General features: G+C 58.5%; 18 protein-coding genes and 1 tRNA gene. 3 read left to right on the forward strand and 16 right to left on the reverse strand.

The genetic code is table 11. From position 1 onward, the window contains the following. Positions 1–4: 4 nt before the first annotated feature. The 14 genes from murB to QEV83_RS04940 all read right to left on the reverse strand — a co-directional run bounded on the left by murB (position 5) and on the right by QEV83_RS04940 (position 15,934). Entirely contained in the window at positions 5–955 is a 951-nt protein-coding gene (murB, locus tag QEV83_RS04875) for a UDP-N-acetylmuramate dehydrogenase (RefSeq protein WP_280130123.1), read from the reverse strand. After that, positions 936–2,360 carry a UDP-N-acetylmuramate--L-alanine ligase gene (gene murC, locus QEV83_RS04880; RefSeq protein WP_280130124.1) on the reverse strand — a complete coding sequence of 475 codons (1,425 nt, stop codon included), beginning with the start codon at positions 2,358–2,360 and terminating at the stop codon, positions 936–938. The genes murB and murC overlap by 20 nt, the downstream gene beginning before the upstream one ends. Continuing rightward, positions 2,344–3,468 carry an undecaprenyldiphospho-muramoylpentapeptide beta-N-acetylglucosaminyltransferase gene (gene murG / locus QEV83_RS04885; RefSeq protein WP_280130125.1) on the reverse strand — a complete coding sequence of 375 codons (1,125 nt, stop codon included), beginning with the start codon at positions 3,466–3,468 and terminating at the stop codon, positions 2,344–2,346. Before murG ends, murC begins: the two co-directional genes overlap by 17 nt. Continuing rightward, on the reverse strand, positions 3,465–4,607 hold the full coding sequence (locus tag QEV83_RS04890) for a putative peptidoglycan glycosyltransferase FtsW (RefSeq protein WP_280130126.1): 1,143 nt from the start codon (positions 4,605–4,607) through the stop codon (positions 3,465–3,467). The genes murG and QEV83_RS04890 overlap by 4 nt, the downstream gene beginning before the upstream one ends. Positions 4,608–4,617: 10 nt before the next feature. Beyond that, positions 4,618–6,012 (reverse strand): UDP-N-acetylmuramoyl-L-alanine--D-glutamate ligase, encoded by a 1,395-nt coding sequence (murD, locus tag QEV83_RS04895; RefSeq protein WP_280130127.1) that lies wholly within the window; start codon positions 6,010–6,012, stop codon positions 4,618–4,620. A gap of 2 nt (positions 6,013–6,014) precedes the next feature. Continuing rightward, positions 6,015–7,097 (reverse strand): phospho-N-acetylmuramoyl-pentapeptide-transferase, encoded by a 1,083-nt coding sequence (gene mraY, locus QEV83_RS04900; protein WP_280130128.1) that lies wholly within the window; start codon positions 7,095–7,097, stop codon positions 6,015–6,017. Further along, positions 7,091–8,542, reverse strand: a complete 1,452-nt coding sequence (locus QEV83_RS04905; protein WP_280130129.1) for a UDP-N-acetylmuramoylalanyl-D-glutamyl-2,6-diaminopimelate--D-alanyl-D-alanine ligase — start codon at positions 8,540–8,542, stop codon at positions 7,091–7,093. The genes mraY and QEV83_RS04905 overlap by 7 nt, the downstream gene beginning before the upstream one ends. Continuing rightward, the gene (locus tag QEV83_RS04910; protein ID WP_280130130.1) at positions 8,539–9,996 is read right to left on the reverse strand and encodes a UDP-N-acetylmuramoyl-L-alanyl-D-glutamate--2,6-diaminopimelate ligase; all 1,458 of its coding nucleotides are present in this window, start codon (positions 9,994–9,996) and stop codon (positions 8,539–8,541) included. Before QEV83_RS04910 ends, QEV83_RS04905 begins: the two co-directional genes overlap by 4 nt. After that, positions 9,996–11,804: a penicillin-binding protein 2 gene (locus QEV83_RS04915; RefSeq protein ID WP_280130131.1), complete on the reverse strand. Its 1,809-nt coding sequence runs from the start codon at positions 11,802–11,804 to the stop codon at positions 9,996–9,998. Before QEV83_RS04915 ends, QEV83_RS04910 begins: the two co-directional genes overlap by 1 nt. Positions 11,805–11,816: 12 nt before the next feature. After that, positions 11,817–12,209, reverse strand: coding sequence for a hypothetical protein (locus QEV83_RS04920; RefSeq protein ID WP_280130132.1), 393 nt, complete (start codon positions 12,207–12,209; stop codon positions 11,817–11,819). 1 nt (position 12,210) lies between these two features. Then, on the reverse strand, positions 12,211–13,251 hold the full coding sequence (rsmH, locus tag QEV83_RS04925) for a 16S rRNA (cytosine(1402)-N(4))-methyltransferase RsmH (protein ID WP_280130133.1): 1,041 nt from the start codon (positions 13,249–13,251) through the stop codon (positions 12,211–12,213). Continuing rightward, the gene (locus QEV83_RS04930) at positions 13,248–13,742 is read right to left on the reverse strand and encodes a division/cell wall cluster transcriptional repressor MraZ (protein ID WP_280130134.1); all 495 of its coding nucleotides are present in this window, start codon (positions 13,740–13,742) and stop codon (positions 13,248–13,250) included. Before QEV83_RS04930 ends, rsmH begins: the two co-directional genes overlap by 4 nt. Positions 13,743–13,920: 178 nt before the next feature. Continuing rightward, entirely contained in the window at positions 13,921–14,133 is a 213-nt protein-coding gene (locus tag QEV83_RS04935; RefSeq protein ID WP_280131167.1) for a hypothetical protein, read from the reverse strand. A 100-nt stretch (positions 14,134–14,233) separates the two neighbouring features. Then, positions 14,234–15,934, reverse strand: a complete 1,701-nt coding sequence (locus QEV83_RS04940) for a PAS domain-containing sensor histidine kinase (protein WP_280130135.1) — start codon at positions 15,932–15,934, stop codon at positions 14,234–14,236. A 207-nt stretch (positions 15,935–16,141) separates the two neighbouring features. Between QEV83_RS04940 and QEV83_RS04945 the strand changes: the two genes are divergently transcribed. Beyond that, positions 16,142–16,218: transfer RNA gene (locus QEV83_RS04945), tRNA-His, on the forward strand. 291 nt (positions 16,219–16,509) lie between these two features. Here the strand turns inward: QEV83_RS04945 and QEV83_RS04950 are convergent. After that, the gene (locus QEV83_RS04950; protein WP_280130136.1) at positions 16,510–17,538 is read right to left on the reverse strand and encodes a hypothetical protein; all 1,029 of its coding nucleotides are present in this window, start codon (positions 17,536–17,538) and stop codon (positions 16,510–16,512) included. Between the two features lie 158 nt (positions 17,539–17,696). Between QEV83_RS04950 and QEV83_RS04955 the strand changes: the two genes are divergently transcribed. Next, the gene (locus QEV83_RS04955; RefSeq protein WP_280130137.1) at positions 17,697–17,963 is read left to right on the forward strand and encodes a hypothetical protein; all 267 of its coding nucleotides are present in this window, start codon (positions 17,697–17,699) and stop codon (positions 17,961–17,963) included. 117 nt (positions 17,964–18,080) lie between these two features. Next, positions 18,081–19,184: an S-methyl-5-thioribose-1-phosphate isomerase gene (gene mtnA / locus QEV83_RS04960; RefSeq protein ID WP_280130138.1), complete on the forward strand. Its 1,104-nt coding sequence runs from the start codon at positions 18,081–18,083 to the stop codon at positions 19,182–19,184. Positions 19,185–19,217: 33 nt separating this feature from the next. Here mtnA and trmD read toward each other — a convergent pair whose 3' ends face one another. Then, the gene (gene trmD, locus QEV83_RS04965) at positions 19,218–19,901 is read right to left on the reverse strand and encodes a tRNA (guanosine(37)-N1)-methyltransferase TrmD (RefSeq protein WP_280130139.1); all 684 of its coding nucleotides are present in this window, start codon (positions 19,899–19,901) and stop codon (positions 19,218–19,220) included. Between the last annotated feature and the right edge of the window lie 5 nt (positions 19,902–19,906).

The following is a 19,906-nucleotide window of genomic DNA, read 5'->3' on the forward strand; positions in this document are numbered from 1 at the left end:
CCATTCAGGACGGGATGGCTTTCCCAACGCGCAAAATTTCCCACTCCAAGGTGACCCCGCTCGTCTCCTTGACGCGGGCGCGAACTAGTTCGCCCAGGCTTTCGAGATCGGCGGCGGTCGCTGATCCACGATTGATGAGAAAATTGCAATGAAGCTCCGAGACTTGTGCGTCACCAACGGTGATGCCGCGGCAGCCCGCTTTGTCGATGAGTTCCCAGGCTTTTTGGCCGGGCGGATTTTTGAAGGTCGAACCGCCAGTGCGGGTGTTGACGGGCTGCGTTTCCGAGCGTGCTTTGGTGATCTCCGTCATTTCGGCTAGAATGGTTTTCGGATCGCCTGCGCTACCCGCGAAAACCGCCTGGGTAAAGATCACGTCCGATGCCACCGAACAATGGCGATAAGTAAATCCCATATCCGCATTGGCAAACTCGAGAATGCGGCCGCTTCGATCGACGCCCCGGCATGAAACAAGCACGTCCTTGGTCTCGGCCCCATAGGCACCCGCGTTCATGCGAAGCGCACCCCCGACCGAGCCTGGGATGCCGCGAAAAAACGAAAGCCCCGCGACGCCCGCTTTCGCAGCGGCGGAGCTCAGTTTCACGTCGGGTACGCCAGCCCCCGCGCGCAAGGTCAGGCCGTCGATTTCAACGCCCAAAAATCCCTTGCCAAGGCGGATCACGACACCTTCGACGCCGCCATCGCGCAGCAGTATGTTGGACCCGGCGCCAAGCACGAGAACCGGAATCGCGGGATCAAGTCGGGACAGAAAATAGGCAAGATCGCTCTCGTCGTCCGGCTCGAATAACACTTGCGCCGGACCGCCCGTCTTGAACCAGGACAAATGCGCCAGCGGGGCGTGGTTTGAGAGCACGCCGCGCAGTCCAGGCATCCGCCCCGTCAGTTCTGCTGCGAGATCGGGAAAAATCGCGGCGCCTTTATTCGGCGGCGCCAGCATCAATGTCTTCCGCCGCGAGTTGCGCGGGCAGCGCCTGCGCCCATTGGGTGATGTTGCCCGCGCCGAGACACACGACGTAATCGCCGGGCTTGGCGAGCGAGCGGATAAGCGGCGCCAAATCCTCCGGCCGTTTGAGGCCGAGCGCATGAACGTGTCCTCGCGCCTTCAAGGCGGCAACGAGGGACTCACGATCGGCGCCAGCGATCGGCGCTTCGCCCGCGGAATACACATCGGCGACGATCACCGTATCCGCGTCGTCGAATGCAGATGTAAAGCCATCGAAGAGCGAATGGAGGCGCGTGTAGCGATGCGGCTGCACGACGGCGATCACATGCGACTTGGCCGACGCACGGGCAGCCCGCAACACGGCAGCGATCTCGACGGGGTGATGGCCGTAATCGTCGAAAATGGCAGCGCCATTCCAATCGCCGGTGCGGGTGAAGCGGCGCTTGACGCCGCCGAAACCCGCGAGCGCTTTGCGGATCGCTTCCCCGCTCATGCCGAGCCGGTGCGCGACGGCGATCGCGGCCGTCGCATTCAAGGCGTTGTGCTGGCCCGGCATTGGCATGGTAATGTTTTCAAGCGTGGTCTCGGCACCCGTTTCGCGGTCACGGATGATCACCGTGAAATGCGAGACGCCGTTGCTGAGATCGATGCCGGCGAGCCGGTAATCCGCCTGCGCGCCCACACCATAGGTCACGACCCGCCGGTCCTCGATCTTTCCGGCAAGCTCTTCGACCGTGGGGTGGTCGATGCACATCACGGCGAAACCGTAAAAGGGAAGGTTTTCGACGAAAGCGCGAAAGGCCTGTTTGATCGCGTCGAAAGTTCCGAAATGATCGAGATGCTCGGGATCGATATTGGTGACGATCGCGATTTCAGCCGGCAGTTTGAGGAAGGTGCCATCGCTTTCATCGGCTTCGACAACCATCCAGTCACCGGCGCCAAGCCGCGAATTGGTGCCGTATGCGTTGATGATGCCGCCGTTGATGACGGTCGGATCGAATTTGCCAGCTTCCAAAAGAGTGGCGACAAGGGACGTGGTCGTTGTCTTGCCATGCGTCCCGGCAATGGCGACGCAATGCTTTAAGCGCATGAGCTCGGCAAGCATTTCCGCCCGGCGGACGATGGGCAGGCGCTTTTTCCGGGCGGCAATAAGTTCGGGATTGTCGCGCTTGATCGCGGTTGAGACAACGACGACTTCGGCGGCCCCGAGATTTTTCGCATCATGCCCGATATGAACGAGGGCGCGTTTGCCGCGCAACCGCAAGACATTGGCGCTTTCGGAAGCATCCGAGCCTTGCACCGTATAGCCGAGATTGAGAAGAACCTCGGCAATGCCGGACATGCCTATGCCACCAATACCGATGAAATGAATGGGGCCCAGTTTATCCGGTAACCTCATGAACTTTATCCTTGTTCGTCGCCAAACCAAGCACCAGATCGGCAAGCCTTTCAGCCGCGTCCGTGATGCCCGTCCGCTTCGCCGCGGCGGCACGGCGCGCAAGGCCATCCATATCAGCCTGCGCTTCGACAAGAGAAGTCGCCAGCCATTGCGGCGAAAATACGCTCTGCGTGACAACAATCGCGGCCCCGGACGCGGCGAATTGTTCCGCATTGGCCGCCTGATCCTGGTCCAGCGCCCCCGGCAACGGCACAAGGATCGCAGGACGGCCGATGACGGCAAGCTCGGAAACGGTCGAGGCCCCGGCACGGGCGATCACGAGGTGAGATTGTGCAATCCGCTCCGGCAAATCGGCAAAAAACGAGCGGATTTCGGCATCGACGCCAAGTAGCTTGTAGGTTTCACGCACCCTTTCCTCGTCCTCGGCGCGCGCTTGCTGCGTAATGTGGAGCTTTCGTCTTGCCTCCGGCGGCAGAAGTTCGATCGCGGGGGGCACGATGTCCGAGAAAATCCGGGCTCCTTGCGAGCCGCCGGTCACGAGAACTCGCAGCTTTCCATCGGAGTAGTCTGGGAAGGCTGTCAGCGCGGCCTCGATGACCATAGGGCGGACGGGATTTCCTGTAAGACGTGTCTTCATGGCCATGTTACCGGGGAGTCCGCCAAGCACCTCAAAACCCTTGGCGATCACCTCGGCCCTGTCGGCGAGGTAGCGGTTGGCGCGGCCGATGACGGCATTGCCCTCATGCAGTATCACCGGCACTCCGAGCTGGGATGCCGCCAGAACGGGGGGGACCGTCGGATAGCCGCCAAACCCTATCACCGCGCGCGGACGAATCTGTTTGAAGAGCCGCCGCGCAGCGCGGGTCGAGCGGATGATCGTGACGATCGCCCGGATTTTCGGCAACAGCGACCCGCCGCTCGGGGTCGCGGCAGCCAATCTATGAACCGTATGGGCCGGAAAATTGCCGTCATATTTCGCGGCCCGTTCATCCGTGATGAGATGCACCTCAAAGCCGTGGACCTTGAGTGCGTGGCTCAACGCAGCCGCAGGAAACAGATGGCCGCCAGTCCCCCCCGCCGCGACGGCCACCGGACCTCGTCCGTTCATGCGAAAATTTCCATCCTTGTCTCCGAAAGGAGCGCCGCACCCGGCCGTTTGCGCAAAACCGCGATCAAAAAGCCGATCGCCATCGCCAGCGAAATCAGCGAGGAGCCGCCGTAGGAAATAAACGGCAAGGTCATGCCCTTCGCCGGGATGAGGTGCAGATTGACGGCCATGTTGATGACGCTTTGGATGCCAAAAAGCATGACCAGTCCAGCCGCCGCGAACCGGCAAAATGGGTCCTCGTTGCGCGCCGCCAGAGACAAGCCGCGCAGCACAATGAAGGCAAAAATGGCCGCAATCAAAAGGCAGGCCAGCGCGCCGAACTCCTCGCCGGTTACCGCGAAAATGAAATCCGTATGGGCATCAGGAAGGATACGTTTGACAGTCCCTTCGCCCGGCCCCTTGCCAAACCAGCCGCCGGACAGAAAACAATCGAGCGCGGTATCGACCTGAAACGTGTCGACCATGCCTCCACCCGCTCCTGGATCGATGAATTTGAGGACTCGGGCGCGGACGTGGGGCACGAATTTATAAGCGAGCATCGCGCCGCCTACACCCGCGCCGCCCAAACCAGCCACCCAAAACCAATGCAAACCAGCCATGAAGAACAGAGCCACCCAAACGAGCGAGATCAGCATCGTCTGGCCGAAATCCGGCTGGAGGACCAAAAGAACGATCGTCACCAGCAGCAACAGTATGGCGATCAGATTTGCCGGAACATCGCGCCGCTTTGCGGCCTCTGAAAAAGCCCATGCCACGAGGATGACAAAGGCTGGCTTCAAGAATTCCGAAGGCTGGATGCCCAAAATCCAACGGCGCGATCCTTTGACTTCATGACCAACGACAAGTGCCGTCACGATCAAGGCGACCGATACCAAAAACACGATGAGCGCCACACGGCGAACTTGCCGGGGAGTTAGAAATGACGCCCCAAAAAGGACGGCAATCGAGGGAATCAAATAAAGGACTTGACGATGCACAAAATGGAAGGCCGGGAGTCCGAGACGCTCGGCAACCGGCGGGCTGCCGGCCATCGTCAACACAAGCCCCAAAACCATTAACGCGCCAATGGCCGCGAGGATCCAGCGATCGATCGTCCACCACCAATTCGCCATCGGCGAGCGTTCCGCGCGCGATACCATAGTTGCCTCCTCAACTCGCTTTTTTGTCCGCGAGCAAAGCCTTGACGAGATCGCGAAAGCGATCGCCTCTTTTTTCGAAATCTGGAAATTGGTCGAAGGACGCGCAGGCAGGCGAAAGCAGGACGACAGGTTCGGCAATCTTGCTTGCAAAAGCATCGCGCGCCGCCGCGGGAACTGCGGCTTCGAGTGACCCGCAGCGCTCATAGGGAAAAGCCTCTCCGATGGTTCGCGCGAAAACATCGCTGGATTCGCCAATCAGATAGGCTTTGATCACTTTCCCGAACAAAGGCCGCAGCGGCTCGATGCCGCCCTCTTTCGCCCGGCCGCCGATAATCCAAAACACCTTGTCGAAGGAGAGCAATGCTTTTTCGGCGGCATCGGCATTGGTCGCTTTGGAATCGTTGACAAACAGTACATTACCTTCGTGCGCCACTTCTTCCAAACGGTGCGGCAGCCCGGGAAAACTCCGCAGGCACTTTGCGACACGCTCCGTATCAAGACCAAGCGGCCCAAGCGCAGCGACAGCGGCGGCGGCATTCTGGCCATTGTGTTTTCCGCGCAGCGAAGCAATTCCGGCCAAATCCGCAATCGGCGCCGAACGGCCACCGTAATAACGCAAAAGACACGTTCCATCGAGGACAATACTGTCTTCAACCGGCGTGTTGTTCACGGAAACGCGAATGACCCGTTTCCCCGATTTGATCAGCCTATTGGCGATGGCACGCGAAATGTCATCGTCGATTCCGACAACCGCGAGATCGGCTTTTTCGACCAGTCGCGCCTTGATCGCTGCGTAATTTTCCATCGTGCCATGCCGGTCAAGGTGATCTGGCGTGACATTCAAAAGGACACCGGCGGACGGATTGAGGGATGGCGCAAGATCGATTTGAAAGGATGAGCACTCAACGACGTGGACGCGTTCCGGCGCCGGCCTTTCCAACGCGAGAATGGGAGTGCCGATATTGCCGCCGGCTTCAACGGCAAATCCGAAACTCTTGTAGAGATGCGCAACAAGCGCTGTGGTTGTGGACTTTCCGTTCGTCCCGGTGATAGCCACAAAGGGCGAGCCTGGCGCGGTTTTCTGGCGTTCGCGGCAAAACAATTCGATGTCGCCGATGATTTCAATCCCGGCTTGCTTTGCCTTAAGGACCGTCCAATGAGGCGCCGGATGCGTCAACGGAACCCCGGGAGAAAGAACAAGCGAATCAAAATTCCGCCAGTCCACGGCCGCAAGATTTTCGATCCTCAGCCCCGCCGCGCGGGCATTCTCGCGGGCATGTTCATTGTCGTCCCAGACCGACACGCGAGCACCGCCGGCGGCAAGCGCTTGCGCAGTGATGAACCCGGAGCCACCGAGGCCAAACACGGCGGCGTGCTTACTCTCGAAGCAAGTGACCGGCGTCATCGTCACCTCAACTTCAATGTGGAGAGGCCGATGAGCGCCAGCACGAAAGCGATGATCCAAAAGCGGACCACCACCTGCGGTTCAGACCAGCCGAGCTGCTCGAAATGATGGTGGATCGGCGCCATCTTGAAGACGCGCTTGCCGGTCATCTTGAATGAGACCACTTGGACAATAACGGACAAGGTCTCGACGACGAAAAGGCCGCCGACGATGGCAAGGACGATCTCATGCTTGACGGCGACGGCGATGGTGCCAAGCGCCCCGCCGAGCGCGAGAGATCCGGTATCGCCCATGAAGATCTGCGCGGGCGGCGCATTGAACCAAAGGAAACCGAGGCCAGCGCCGATCAAAGCGCCGCAGACGACGGCAAGTTCCCCCGACCCGGGAACGAAGTTGATCCCGAGATATGTCGAAAATATCGCGTTTCCAGCGAGATAAGCGATGATTCCGAAAGCCGCTGCCGCGATCATCACGGGTACGATGGCAAGACCGTCAAGGCCGTCCGTGAGATTGACCGCATTGCCTGCGGAAACGATCACGAAAGCCCCAAAAGCAAGAAAGAAAATCCCGAGGTCTGCGACAAACCCATTGATCGCCGGCAACGACAGAGCCGTCGTGTGCGGCGTCCCGAATTTTACCATCGCATAGCAAGCAGCAATCGCGATAGCTACCTCCAAGGCCAATCGCCGACGCCCAGAAAAGCCTTTGTGAGTCTGCTTCGTAACCTTCAACAAATCATCGTAGAAACCTATCGCGCCGAAACCCACCATGACCAAAAGCACGATCCAAACGAAATGGTTGCGCAAATTGGCCCAGAGCAAGGTTGAGACGATAAGACCGGACAAAATCATCAGGCCTCCCATCGTCGGCGTCCCGGTTTTCAACAGGATATGAGATTGCGGGCCATCGTCGCGAATTGGCTGGCCCTTGCCTTGTTTCAAACGCAGCGCCGAAATGATTCTCGGGCCGAAAAAAAAGACGAAGAAAAGCGCCGTCGCGGTGGCGCCGCCGGTCCTAAAGGTGATGTAACGAAACAGATTGAGCGGGCTGTAAACCGTTGAAAATTCCGCAAGCCAAGTCAGCATGTCACGGCTCCCGGCAGATTCTTCCCCGCGCGCTGTTTAAGGCCATCGACGATCGCATTCATCCGGATGGCGTTCGACCCTTTTACGATCACCATATCACCGCCATGCACCGCCGCCCCAACCAGCGGCACAAGATCACTTGCCCGATCGCGCCATGCCCCGCGCAGCTGATCTGGCAAAGCCTCAAAGAGATGCTTAGTCAAAGGACCAGCCGCGAAAACGAGATCGATATGATTGGCCGTAATGTCACCGGCAAGTTCGGCATGCATCGCCGCCCCGCCATGCCCAAGTTCCAGCATATCGCCGAGGACAGCAATGCGGCGTCCGTTGCTTTGTTTAGGTAGCGCGCCCAAAGCCGCCAACGCCGCGCGCACCGATGCGGGATTGGCATTGTAGCTCTCGTCAATCAGCGTATATGGACCACCCTCGGCAGGTAATACCAGCCTCTCGCCACGTCCAGTCTGCGGTGAGGACATTGCGAGTGTGCTCGCGGCCTCATCGAGATCAACACCAAACGCTTTCGCGGCAAGCAGCACGGCAAGCGCATTTATCGCAAAGTGGCGGCCTGGCATCCCGAGATGAAAGTTTAGGTTCTGGCCGCAGATTCTTGCCTCGACCACGGAATGATCGATGCCGACCGTTACTTTTGTCAGCCTCGCATCGGCATTCTCATGTTCGCCAAAACTCGCGACATGCCCCGCGGACGATGCCCTCGCATGCGCCAGAAGGCGCTCATATTGGGGAAGATCACGATTGAGTATCGCCACACCGCCGGGTGCGAGACCCGAAAAAATTTCTGCCTTAGCGTCGGCGATCTCATCCACGCTGTCGAAATATTCAAGATGGACGGGAGCAATCGATGTGATGATCGCAATATGCGGTCGGACCATTGCGGTCAGTGGCATAATCTCGCCTTTGTGATTCATTCCTATTTCAAACACTCCAAATCTTGTGTCCTTCGGCATTCGAGCCAAGGAGAGCGGCACGCCCCAGTGATTGTTATAGGAGGCAGCCGACGCGTGCGTGGCACCGGCATGAGCTAGCACGAGCCGCAAGGCTTCCTTCGTCGATGTCTTGCCCACCGATCCCGTAACCGCGGCAATGCGGGCGGTGGACCTTGTCCGCGCCGCCACGCCGAGGCGTTCTAGCGCCGCGAGAACATCCGTCACGACATAGAGCGGCCCAAACGGCCGGAGCGCGTCGGCATGGGCCTCGTCGACCACCGCCGCACCCGCACCTTTCTCGAATGCTGCTGCGACATAATCATGGCCGTCGGAATTGACCCCTTGGATGGCGAAAAAGAGTTCTCCTTCCCGCAAGGTGCGCGTGTCGATCGAAATTCCCGTAATGCCGCCACGCGGGAGACGGCCGCAGACCCGTGCCTCCAGCGGATCGACGAGAGCGAGGCTCGTCCACAGAAAATTGCTGCTGGTCGCGGTGCTCATGCGGACGCTTCGTTCAAGATCGCGCGAACGCAGCCCGAGTCCGAAAATGGCAAAACCTGTTCGCCGATCTTTTGCCCGGTTTCGTGTCCCTTACCCGCGATGAGGAGGCCATCATCTGGCGCAAGTATCGCAATTCCCCGCACGATCGCCAAAGCTCTGTCGCCGATTTCTTCGACATTCTCCGAGCCTTGCGCGCCGCTAAGAATGGCTTTGCGGATCAGTGCAGGATCCTCCGAGCGGGGATTGTCGTCTGTAACGATGACATGATCCGCCAGATGCGCAGCGATTTCGCCCATGATCGGCCGTTTGCCGGTGTCGCGGTCGCCCCCGCAGCCAAACACCACAATGAGTTTACCGCGCACAAAGGGCCTCAATGCCCTGATTGCCTTATCAAGTGCATCCGGCTTATGGGCGTAATCGACGAAAACCGGCGCGCCATTTTTCCGGCCGACGATTTCGAGGCGGCCAGGTGCGCCCTCGAGTGTTTCGAGTGCCTGGAAAACCTTTTCGGCCGGACTTCCGCCCGCAATACAAAGAGCCGCGGCGACGAGCGCGTTCGAGACTTGAAAGGCACCGGCAAGGGGAAGCAAAAGCTGGAAGATTTTGCCCTCATAAGCGATTTTTAGCTGTGTCGAAAAATTCTCCGGCTTAGCTTCGAGCAGACGAAGACTGTCGCCCTTGAAGCCGGTCGAGATAACACGAAGGCCACGCGTTTCGCAGGCCGCGATGATTTTTTCCGCGACGTCGCTATCTGCATCAACAATGGCGGCTTGACCAGGCTCAAGCAGCCGCTCGAAAAGCTGCAGTTTGGCGGCAAGATATTCGTCAAGCGTCGCATGATAGTCCAGATGGTCGCGGGAAAGGTTGGTAAATGCCGCCGCGGTAAGGCGGACGCCATCGAGCCGGCGTTGCAGAAGACCATGCGAGGAAGCCTCGAGGGCAAGATGGGTGACGCCGCTTCGTGCGAGTGTGTCCAGGGTTTTGTGCAAGCTGATGGGATCTGGGGTGGTGAGCGAGCCGGAAACCGGCCCTGAAGGCGCGACGATGCCAAGCGTGCCAAGGGAAGCTGCTTTCGCGCCAAGGGCCGACCAAATTTGCCGCACGAAATCGGCGACTGATGTCTTGCCGCTTGTTCCTGTGACTGCGACAATCGTTTCCGGCTGGCGCGGATAGAGAAGCGCGGAGGCCTGCGCCAAGGCAAGCCGGACATCGGCAGCTTTAACGAACGTGGCAGAGCCGATTTCGTCCCCTGGATCGTGCTCGGCAACGATCGCGACAGCCCCGCGCTGGACAGCCTGCGGCACAAAGGCGAGGCCGTCGGTTTTGGTTCCCGGCACCGCGAAAAATACCATATCCGCCGTCACCTCACGGCTATCGGCGCTGATGCCCTTGATCTCGCGGGCCGCCAAACCCTCCGGAATATCCGCCTGACGAAACAATTCGGCAAGGCGCATCAATGCCCTCCTCCGCCTTTTGCCGGCTGATTGGCCTCTCCATAGCCAAGTTTGGCGAGGAGCGGAAATGGTTGCACCGGCGTATCGGGGCGCGGCGGCAGCCCTAACAGGGGTCCTGTCCGCTCGATGATCTTACCTGTGACCAAACCCGCGTTATGGGCTGCAGTATGATAGCCGCCGTCCTCCGGCAAGCCTTGCGGCTCGTCCAAAAGAGTCAAATAAAGATATTTTGGCTTATCGGAGGGCATAATGGCCATGAATGTCGTGAAGACTCGATCCTTCGCATAATGTCCGTGGATGATCTTATCTGCGGTTCCCGTCTTGCCGCCGACAAAATAGCCTTGGATGTCGGCTATTCTGGCGGTGCCGATTTCGGCGTTGAGCCGCATCAAATAGCGCATGGACTCTGACGTCTCCGGCTTGATGACGCGCGGGGCATTGCTTTTTCCATCCTCTTCGTTCCGCTTCAGGAAGGTCGGCGTGACAAGAAATCCGCCATTCGCCAAAGCGCCGACGGCCATCATGGCCTGCAAGGGAGCAACATTAAGGCCCTGCCCGAAGGCAATCGTCATAGTATTCAGTTCGCCCCAGTTTCTCGGGACAAGGGGCTCGGCGGATTCGGGAAGTTCTGTGCGCAACCGGCTAAGCTGGCCCATTTTTCTCAAAAATGCCTTATGTGCCTCGACTCCTGCCATCAAAGCCATGCGCGCGGCCCCAATGTTGGAGGAATATGTAAAAACCTCGGGCACGCTCAGCATCCGGTGAGTCGCGTGATAATCGTGAATGGTGAAGCGGCCATAACGCAGGCTGTCGCGCGCATCAATCCTCGAGCGCAGCGTTACCTTGCCCAAATCAAGCGCCATCGCGACGGAAATAGCCTTGAACGTTGATCCCATTTCATAGACGCCAACGGACAGCCGGTTGATATGGTCGGGATCAAGCGCATCCGCCGGGGTGTTGGGATCGTAATCCGGCAAGGATGCCATTGCGACAATTTCGCCGGTATTCACATCGAGGATGGCCGCCGCGCCTGCCTTGGCCCTGAACTTGGCGATACCCTTGGTGAGTTCGTCCCTGACGGCATAGGTGGCCTTAAGATCGAGTGAGGTCGTGATTGGTTTTAGATTTTGCGGCGTCAGATTGAATCCCGCACCGTGCAATTCCGCCAGTCCCTGGCCATCGATATATTTTTCCAGTCCAGAAATGCCGATGCCATCAAGGCTGGCGAAGCCAAGCACATGCGCGGCAATGGGCCCATTGGGATAAACTCGCTTGTTCTCGGCAAGAAACCCTACTCCGGGCAGACCGAGCCGGTAGACTTCCAGTTGCTGTTTTGGAGTAATCGCGCGCTTGACCCAAACGAACCCCTTCCGTGAACCGAGCCGTTCCCGCAGGTCACGCGCGTCAACGCCCGGAAGCACGGCGGTCAGAAGTTCGACCGCCTCATCCTTGTCGATGATCCGGCGGGGTTCCGCGAAGACCGACATGACCTTGACATCTGTCGCCAGGATCTCGCCATTGCGGTCAAGAAGGTCGGGGCGTGCGGCAGCGACAGCATCTGCGGCCGCATGTTTGACGCTTTGCGGCGGGTCCAAGCGCAAACCAAAATCAATGAGCCTGGCCGCGATGATCCCATAGACAGCGAGAAATATCCAAGCCGCAAGTCGGATGCGGAATACACTTTTGTCCGGTTTTGCCGCGGACAAGCCAGAAAAAAGTTTTTTGAAGATACCAGGACGGCGGCCAGCTGCCCCCATCGGCACATTGTTAGGCGCGGTCTCGAAGTCTGTATTGAGGTGATCATTCATCTTTTGCGGCCGTCATCTGGCCGGCGTGGCGGACGCGGCGGGATCAACAATGCTGCTATTGCTAGGGGTATTTGCCAGTTCCGCAAAGCCTAGCGCTTCGAGTTTGCGGCCAATCGCGTCAACTCTTGGCGCCTTGCCTGGCAGAGACTCCGTACTAACGATTTGACTCAAAGCAATGGTTTGCAGATCGAGGAATTTGTCGGCGAGTGCTTGAATGCGTTCTGGGCGAGTCAAATGCGCCCATTCAGCCCTCAACATGCCGATTTTATCCTGTTCCCCTTTGATCTGATGTTGAAGCTTCATGATGGTTTCGGCGTGAAAAATCGTTTCATATTTGATTGTATAGGCGTAGATGGCCGAAGCGATAAGTGCAGCGATCGCAAAAATATTTAGCATCCGCACCATGTCAGTGCCCTCCCGGATGAACGACAGGAAGTTTCGCAAGCGCCATTAAGCGATCATCGAGGCCGCGCGGCGGAGCTTTCGTCCGCTCCCCATGCCGGAGCTTGGCCGAACGCGCGCGGGGATTGGCGTCTATCTCGCGCTGCGATGGTATGACCGGTTGGCGGCCGGCAAGAACAAAGGTTGGCTGAGGCGGCGCAATCTCATGGGGAAGCCGCCGGGAGGCCGTTCGTCCGCGACCGGAACGCTCGGCGAAAAACTGTTTGACGATGCGATCCTCAAGCGAATGAAACGTCACCACGGCAAGCCGGCCGCCCTCTTTCAGGACAGCTTCGGCCCCCGCTAACGCGTGGACCAGTTCGCCGAGTTCATCATTGATGGCAATGCGCAGCGCCTGGAATACGCGTGTCGCGGGATGTATTTCACCCGTTTTGCCGGGGACCACACGTGCGATCATTCCGGCAAGGGCGGCCGTCGAGGTGAAGGGTGCTTTCGCGCGGTCCATAACGATGGCACGGGCAATCCGGCGCGATGCCCGCTCCTCACCAAAATAATAAAAGATATTGGCGAGAGTTGCTTCCGCGGCCGTGTTGACGAGATCGGCCGCGCTCGTCCCCGCGCAGTCCATGCGCATGTCGAGGGGACCATCACCACGAAAGGAAAAGCCGCGCCTGGCATCGTCGATCTGCATCGAGGAGAGGCCGATGTCGAGAACGACGCCGTCGAAATCGGAAAAGCCGAGCTCCCGTGCCGCCTGGTCGAGCCTTCCAAATCGCTCCTTTACGAGAGTTAACCGCCCGCATGTTTCGGCCGCCATCATGGCCCCTTCGGCGATTGCGATGGGGTCGCGGTCGAGCGCCAAAACTCTAAGCTTGGGCATGGAGAGCAGTGCGCGCGAGTAACCGCCCGCGCCAAAGGTCGCATCAAGGTAGAGCCCGCCTTCACGCGGGGCAAGCACGGTCATGACTTCATCACGAAGCACGGGAATGTGCCGGGCCGGTCCGCCTGCGGCGAGAAATTCCTCATCGCCGCGACCCGCTGTCATTCCCGTGCTCCATGTTGCCGTGGCGGCGGCGATTCCGGCGCCACGTGTCTGGAACTAAGCTGTTTTCTAAAATCGCGCAGCTGGCTTCTGGCCTCCGCAAGATGCGCGAGAAAACGTCCCGGTTCCCAGATTTGAAATTTAAATCCATGCCCAACGAAAGTGATCTCCGTGGCAATACCCGCATAAGCTTTGGCGCTTTCGCTGAGGATCACGCGCCCCTCCGTATCAATTTTTAAAATCTCGCTGGTTCCAATGAGAGCCGTCGAAAACAGATCGCGCTCCTCTGAATAAGGGGAAAGCTTGCCAAGAAGGTCGTGAATTTCACGCAGAAGAGCGTGCCCGCCACAGTCGAGGGCTTCAACATCAAGCGAGGGGTGAACATAAAGACCGTCAAAGCCGTCTCGTGCCAGCACTGCCCGGAACGGCGCTGGGATCGAAACCCGCCCCTTGGCATCGAGCCTGCTGGTGTAATGCGAGACAAATCCGTCCACTCCCAACCCCACCCGCACGGGTTCCCTCGGGCTTGGCCGCGAAGGCCACTGGCGCGCCGAAACACACCGTCCAACGCCTTAACCACGACGCGGGAGAGTTTGGGATAACATGGGAAAATTTGGGCGTCAATGGAATAGCGCGGTCACTGCCACCCAAATTTGCAAAAAAAACGGGTTGTTATTTCGCCTTCTTACGTTCAGGGCCACCTGGTTTCAGAGCAGGTTGGGTCATCGACGGCGGGTCGCTCGCCGGAAAACTATCCTCAAGTTCCCGATCTAGCTCGTCGTCGAGTTCCTCATGTTCCTTTTCAGCCAAGCTTTCCTTGGTTGGATTTTTGGGATTTCTGTCCTTGAGATTTTCATTACTTTTTGGGGAGGCATGCCCGGTCATGATTTAGCTCCTTCGATCCATTCAGGCGCAGGAACGATCAGTGTGGGAAACTGTTCCCTTGCCAGACGAGATCCCGAAATGGAGGCCTGCCCGTTTTACGTCAGCTGGCTACAACGCGATACGGCGGGAAGACAATCTCGGCCAGAGTCCCTTGGGACTGCTTGCTCTTGAGGGTGAGCGATGCGTGATTAGCCTCGACCAGGGCTTTAGTCAGCGGCAAGCCTAACCCGGTTCCCTTCGACGGCTTGGTGGTGGCAAGCCGCCGGAAGGGCTCAAAGGCCGCGCCGATATCGCCCCCCGACATCCCCGTCCCGGTATCGCGAATTCGAATAATGGCGCTTCCTGTATCGGCGAAGGCCGTCGCGACCGAGACCCGGCCACCGGGCTTGTTGAATTTCACAGCGTTCGACAAAAGATTCAAAACGATCTGGCGAAGCGATCGCTCGTCGGCAAGAATGTTCGGTAAAGCCGGCGACAGCGACAGCCGTATGACGACCCCTTCCTGACCCGCTTGCGGCCGCATAATCGAGACACATTCGGAAACAATGCGATTGGCGTCGATCGACGCGAACGCAAACTCCATTTTGCCCGCCTCGATCTTGGAAAGATCGAGAAGATCATTGACAAGACTCATGACGAGCGCGCCCGAGGCACAAATATCCTTGAGATAGCTTTCATAGCGCTGATTGGCCACCGGACCAAAACGCCCATCCAGCATGACTTCGGCGAAGCCCAGGATCGCACTGAGTGGCGTCCGGATTTCGTGGCTGACCTTTGCCAGAAAATCCGATTTCAACGCGCTGGCACGCTCTGCTTCCCTGCGTGCGGCCAAAAGCTCACGCTCGACGTTCTTCCAATGGGTAAGATCACGCAGAATGGCGCAAAATCGGAGATCCGTGAGAGCGCCCGAGCCGGACGCATCTCCGATCCGGCCGAGCGTGATAAATACCGGAATAGTCCCGCCTTGCCTGGTGAGACCTTCAACTTCACGCCCGTGATTGAGCAGACTAATGCTGTTATCGGTTTTTAGCCTTTCAAAATAATCTAGCGCGAGCGGCTTGCTCGCCGGTGCGATTAAAGCCGTGAAATGCGCACCGGCGACCTCATTTTGATCGAAGCCAAAAAGAGCCTCGCCAGAACGGTTCAAGGACAAAATCCGCCCCTCCTGGTCGAGCACCGCGACGCCGTCCGCTGTAGTTTCCAAGATGGCGCTCAACTCACGAAACTCGCTTTTTTGACGGTGCTGCTCCCTTTTAAGGAGGGTGCGGCCGCTTCCGCCGCCCTGCTCCGATTGCTCAAACGTGCCCTTTTGCTGACCGGCACGCCTGGCAGTCCTTTTTCGTGTTTTGGAAGGGCCTGTCCGTTTGCCGTGATCTGCAACATCAAGTACCGCCCCGGCAAACAGTGGCGGCGCTTCTCCTGCGCGGACACGCCGGCAAAGTAAAGTGATGGTTTTCACCGCGGATCCGATGCGGAAACGCAACCTCATGCTGCGCGGTGCGGCATCGAGAATTAGGGTTTCGGCCAAACCGGCAAGCGGCCACCAGCTTTTTTTGGTTCCGCTGGAAACAACATGGGAGAGTCTGTCGAGAGATTGAACACCGAACAAATACAAAAAGCTTTTGCTGGCGAGCACCAACTTGTCTTCTTGAGTGGCACAACTGCCCCCCATCGCAAAAAATGGCATCTCCCGGCTGATCGCGGCTGGCAGGATGCTTAAAATATCCCCGATCTCGCGCTCAGTCAGTCCCGGCTCGCAACAAAATCGAGATGCGCCACCTTGCGCCTTCTCCGCCAGCATGGAAAACCTTCGCGAAATTCTAGCGGTGCTGCCCGGAGGATTTTAACAGCCGAATCACACGCCGGACAGTCTACGCAAATGTTCATAAGCTTTATATTCGTGCCGCCGCAACAGGGTTGTTGATATCGCGGCATCCCTGCCTTCCAAAGAGCCGATCAAACCCTTGCAATCCAGTAGCGATCCTTTTACCGTCCGGCGCTCCCGCAGGCCGCCATAGCTCAGTTGGTTAGAGCGCTAGATTGTGGATCTAGAGGTCCCCCGTTCGAGCCGGGGTGGCGGTACCATAAAAATCAAAGACTTAGAACGAAATTTGGGACGTCTGGGAGGCCCAAAATCGGGAGTGCCTTCATTTATGATTAATCTGAAGCCTTGCGCGGGAATTCCACAGGGGTGCTTCGCCAATCGCCGTGATGTCACCGTCGAGGCCCCGTTGCCGAATCAACAACCGATCCGGCAAGAGCGGGATTGGCAACGATCAAAAACGCTAACTTGGTTGAGGTTGCTAATGGGCCCTAAGCCAGGCTGGCGGCACCAATTTTCTGTTACGGCAGGTCCGGAATAAGGGTCCACTTAGCTCAGGGCTGGAAATTGTCGCGGGCGGAATCGACGAGTCCACGGCTGGTAATCACGATCCAGCCAGCGCCGCGCCTTTCAATTGATTTTACGGTTCCCGCGCCTGGAATGGTTTCTCCGGGTGTGACTTCGATCGAGCCACGGGGACTTTCCACCAGAGCAATGCCATCGTAAACGTCTCGGACAACCCAATTCGTGATCAATTGCGGATTTCGCTGTCCGTTCGCTGGTTCAAATGGCGGCGATCGCTCCCCTGCTGGACTCGTGTTCGCAGCTGGAGCAAGGCTCCCGAGCGGACGTGGAGCCCCCGGTGCATTGGGATTTAGGGAGGGATTGAAGGCGTCACCACGGCCGCCTTGCGCCTGTTTCCGCGGCGCAGATGTTCCTGATACCGGGACGGCACCCGCGGATCCGGCGGCAACGGGCGCCGCAATTTGGCGCTCCATTCGATCGAGCCGTTCGATAATTTGGGAGAGCTTTGCCTCGGGTTCGCGCTGCACGCGTTCGACCTTATCAGCAAGTCCAGCGATCGAGGTGCTAGTTTCGGATTTGATCGCATCCAGACGCGTCTTCAGGTTTTCGAGCCTCGCAGTCTCAACCCCCATTTGGCTTTGCGCGGTGCTTAAAACTTCGAAGCTTGCCTTAAGGGAGCGGAGATCCTCCGCCATTTTTTGTGTCGCACGCAAGATTTCCCGTCGCTCAGCGCTATCTTGCGCGGCGATCTGGTTAACGGGGGTTGGATTTAGGCTCAATTGGTTGCCAGAAAAATACGAGCTCGCCGCCCAGGCAAAACCAAACAAGCAAGCCGCTAAAGCCGCCTGCGATCCGTAGATTAAGATCCGTTCCAGCCGGGGTGGTAATTGTCCTGCAGAGCCTGGCTCCGCGTTATTAAGAATTACGAGCCCCGACAACCGGTCGGCCCGCGGTCTCGAGACATTGCGCTCCCTTGTTCCCATCGGGACATTCGCGGCCTGCGGGCGAGCCCCTCCCGCCCCGGCTTCAGGAACTGCTCCAGCAGCGGAATCAGTCATGCGTGCGCTCCACGGATGGTTAAGGCTTAACGGTGAGCCTTGCGCGCATTCCTCTTAAAACCGCGTTAACAAATCGGGGACTCACGACGAGATGATTCGACAAGTCCGCAGAACCTTTTTGCTCCGTAAGCGTTATTTTCATGGGGGAGGAACATTTGATGATGAAAGCATTTAATGCAGTTCTGCTCATCGTAACCGCGAGTGCAATTTGCCCGGTCCAGGCCCAGACTGTGGAATCCGGAGGCACCGGCGGCTCTTCCCGGGGGCTCAATTCGCACCTCTTGAATGAAAATTATTTGGCCCCGACTGGCGAGACCGTTCCCCGCCCCGGTGTCTCGCAAGGTGCAGCCACGACTGACCTCGATCGACGGATCGAGCAGAAGGACAACAGTCTCGAACAAAGCATTTGCAGCAATTGCAATTGAATCTGGACCGGCCAGTAAACGCCTTCTTGCTGTTGGGGGTGTGGCAGCCAAGCGTTCTTTCGCATGACATCCCTTCCACATCCACGCTACACTCGCCGCACGGAATAGGAGAATAGAGTGCGGGTCGAAGGCAAGCCTTTTAGAACCGTTTGGCTGGATGGGCAAACCAGGTCAGTCAAAATTATCGATCAGACGCGGCTGCCGCATGAATTCGCAAGTCTGTCCATAAATACTGTTTTTGAGGCGGCACATGCCATCAAAACTATGCAGGTGCGTGGCGCGCCGCTCATCGGCGTGACGGCGGCCTATGGAATGGCACTCGCCATGCGCACCGACGCTTCCGATACGAACCTTGACTCGGCGTGTGCCATTCTCGCGGGAGCCCGTCCGACCGCCGTCAATTTGCGGTGGGCGATCGATTCCATGCGCAGGCATCTCTTGGCCCTGCCTCTCGCGGAACGGGAACAGGCGGGGTTCGCCCATGCTGGCGCGATCACCGAACAAGATGTCGAACTGTGTCAGGCAATCGGCGGACATGGGCTCGGCTTGATCCGCGCCGCTGCCGCCCGCAAGCCCGGTCAACGCGTCAATGTCCTGACGCATTGCAATGCGGGATGGCTGGCGACGGTCGATTGGGGGACCGCCACGGCACCAATCTACAAGGCGCATGACGAAGGAATTGCGCTACACATATGGGTCGACGAAACGCGGCCGCGCAACCAAGGCGCCTCACTCACGGCTTGGGAACTTGGCCAGCATGGCGTGCCTCACACGATCATCGTCGATAATGCTGGCGGCCATTTGATGCAGCATGGTGAGGTCGATCTGGTGATCGTCGGGACCGATCGAACAACCGCTTCCGGCGATGTTTGCAACAAAATTGGCACCTATTTGAAAGCGCTCGCGGCGCAAGACAATGGCGTGCCATTTTACGTCGCCGCGCCATCGCCATCGATTGATTTTACAATCGAGGACGGGATCGCCGAAGTGCCGATCGAAACCCGCTCGGCCAGGGAAATCACCCATATTACGGGGCTTGGCGCTGACGGGCAGATCGAAACGGTTTGCATCTCTCCAGCCGGGAGCAGCGCCCTCAATTACGCATTCGACGTGACGCCCGCCCGCCTGGTGACAGGTCTCATTACTGAGCGCGGGGTGATCTCGGCCACTCGCGACGCGCTCGCCAAGGCTTTTCCCGAATGTATTGGCAAGCGATCATAAGCTCGCGCCAACTCACCAGTGGCCAATTGTGACTCAGCGACGTTTGAGTAAATCCGGCCGCCGCTCGCGAGTAATCCTGAGCGCTTCCGCCTCGCGCCACGCCTTGATTTTCGCGTGGTCACCAGAAAGCAGCACTTCAGGAATTTCGTGGCCCTCCCAAGCGCGTGGCCGGGTAAAATGCGGATATTCAAGCAGTCCCGCCTCGAAACTTTCCTCGACGCCGGACGCTTCCGCGCCCATCACGCCAGGCAACAGCCGAATGCAAGCATCGCATATCGCCATCGCTGCTATCTCGCCGCCAGAAAGCACATAATCGCCGATTGAGATTTCCTCGAGACCCCGCGCTGCAATGATGCGCTCATCGACGCCCTCGAACCGCCCGCAGATCAGCACCACTCCCTGGCCCGAAGCGAGTGCCCGAGCACGTGCCTGGGTGAAAGGAGTGCCACGCGCGCTGAGTAGCAGACGGGGTCTAGAATCGGCTCGATCAAGCCCAGCGTCGAGGCTTGCGCTCAGCACATCGGCGCGGATCACCATGCCGGGGCCGCCACCCGCAGGGGTATCATCGACAGCGCGATGCCGTCCAATTCCATGGGCCCGGATATCGCGCGCTTCCATTGACCAAATATCGCGAGATAGCCCCTCGCCCGCGAGGGATACGCCAAGAGGCCCCGGAAACATCTCCGGAAACAGGGTGAAGACCGTTGCGGTCCACATTCCGG

The organism is Methylocapsa sp. D3K7 (genome assembly GCF_029855125.1).
GTDB lineage: Bacteria > Pseudomonadota > Alphaproteobacteria > Rhizobiales > Beijerinckiaceae > Methylocapsa.

Excerpts from the sequence above, each read along its gene's own strand:
- murB (WP_280130123.1), bottom strand. The coding sequence starts at position 955 with ATGCTGGCGCCGCCGAATAAAGGCGCCGCGATTTTTCCCGATCTCGCA.
- murC (WP_280130124.1), bottom strand. The coding sequence starts at position 2,360 with ATGAGGTTACCGGATAAACTGGGCCCCATTCATTTCATCGGTATTGGT.
- murG (WP_280130125.1), bottom strand. The coding sequence starts at position 3,468 with ATGAACGGACGAGGTCCGGTGGCCGTCGCGGCGGGGGGGACTGGCGGC.
- QEV83_RS04890 (WP_280130126.1), bottom strand. The coding sequence starts at position 4,607 with ATGGTATCGCGCGCGGAACGCTCGCCGATGGCGAATTGGTGGTGGACG.
- murD (WP_280130127.1), bottom strand. The coding sequence starts at position 6,012 with ATGACGCCGGTCACTTGCTTCGAGAGTAAGCACGCCGCCGTGTTTGGC.
- mraY (WP_280130128.1), bottom strand. The coding sequence starts at position 7,097 with ATGCTGACTTGGCTTGCGGAATTTTCAACGGTTTACAGCCCGCTCAAT.
- QEV83_RS04905 (WP_280130129.1), bottom strand. The coding sequence starts at position 8,542 with ATGAGCACCGCGACCAGCAGCAATTTTCTGTGGACGAGCCTCGCTCTC.
- QEV83_RS04910 (WP_280130130.1), bottom strand. The coding sequence starts at position 9,996 with ATGCGCCTTGCCGAATTGTTTCGTCAGGCGGATATTCCGGAGGGTTTG.
- QEV83_RS04915 (WP_280130131.1), bottom strand. The coding sequence starts at position 11,804 with ATGAATGATCACCTCAATACAGACTTCGAGACCGCGCCTAACAATGTG.
- QEV83_RS04920 (WP_280130132.1), bottom strand. The coding sequence starts at position 12,209 with ATGGTGCGGATGCTAAATATTTTTGCGATCGCTGCACTTATCGCTTCG.
- rsmH (WP_280130133.1), bottom strand. The coding sequence starts at position 13,251 with ATGACAGCGGGTCGCGGCGATGAGGAATTTCTCGCCGCAGGCGGACCG.
- QEV83_RS04935 (WP_280131167.1), bottom strand. The coding sequence starts at position 14,133 with ATGACCGGGCATGCCTCCCCAAAAAGTAATGAAAATCTCAAGGACAGA.
- QEV83_RS04940 (WP_280130135.1), bottom strand. The coding sequence starts at position 15,934 with ATGCTGGCGGAGAAGGCGCAAGGTGGCGCATCTCGATTTTGTTGCGAG.
- QEV83_RS04950 (WP_280130136.1), bottom strand. The coding sequence starts at position 17,538 with ATGACTGATTCCGCTGCTGGAGCAGTTCCTGAAGCCGGGGCGGGAGGG.
- QEV83_RS04955 (WP_280130137.1), top strand. The coding sequence starts at position 17,697 with ATGATGAAAGCATTTAATGCAGTTCTGCTCATCGTAACCGCGAGTGCA.
- trmD (WP_280130139.1), bottom strand. The coding sequence starts at position 19,901 with ATGTGGACCGCAACGGTCTTCACCCTGTTTCCGGAGATGTTTCCGGGG.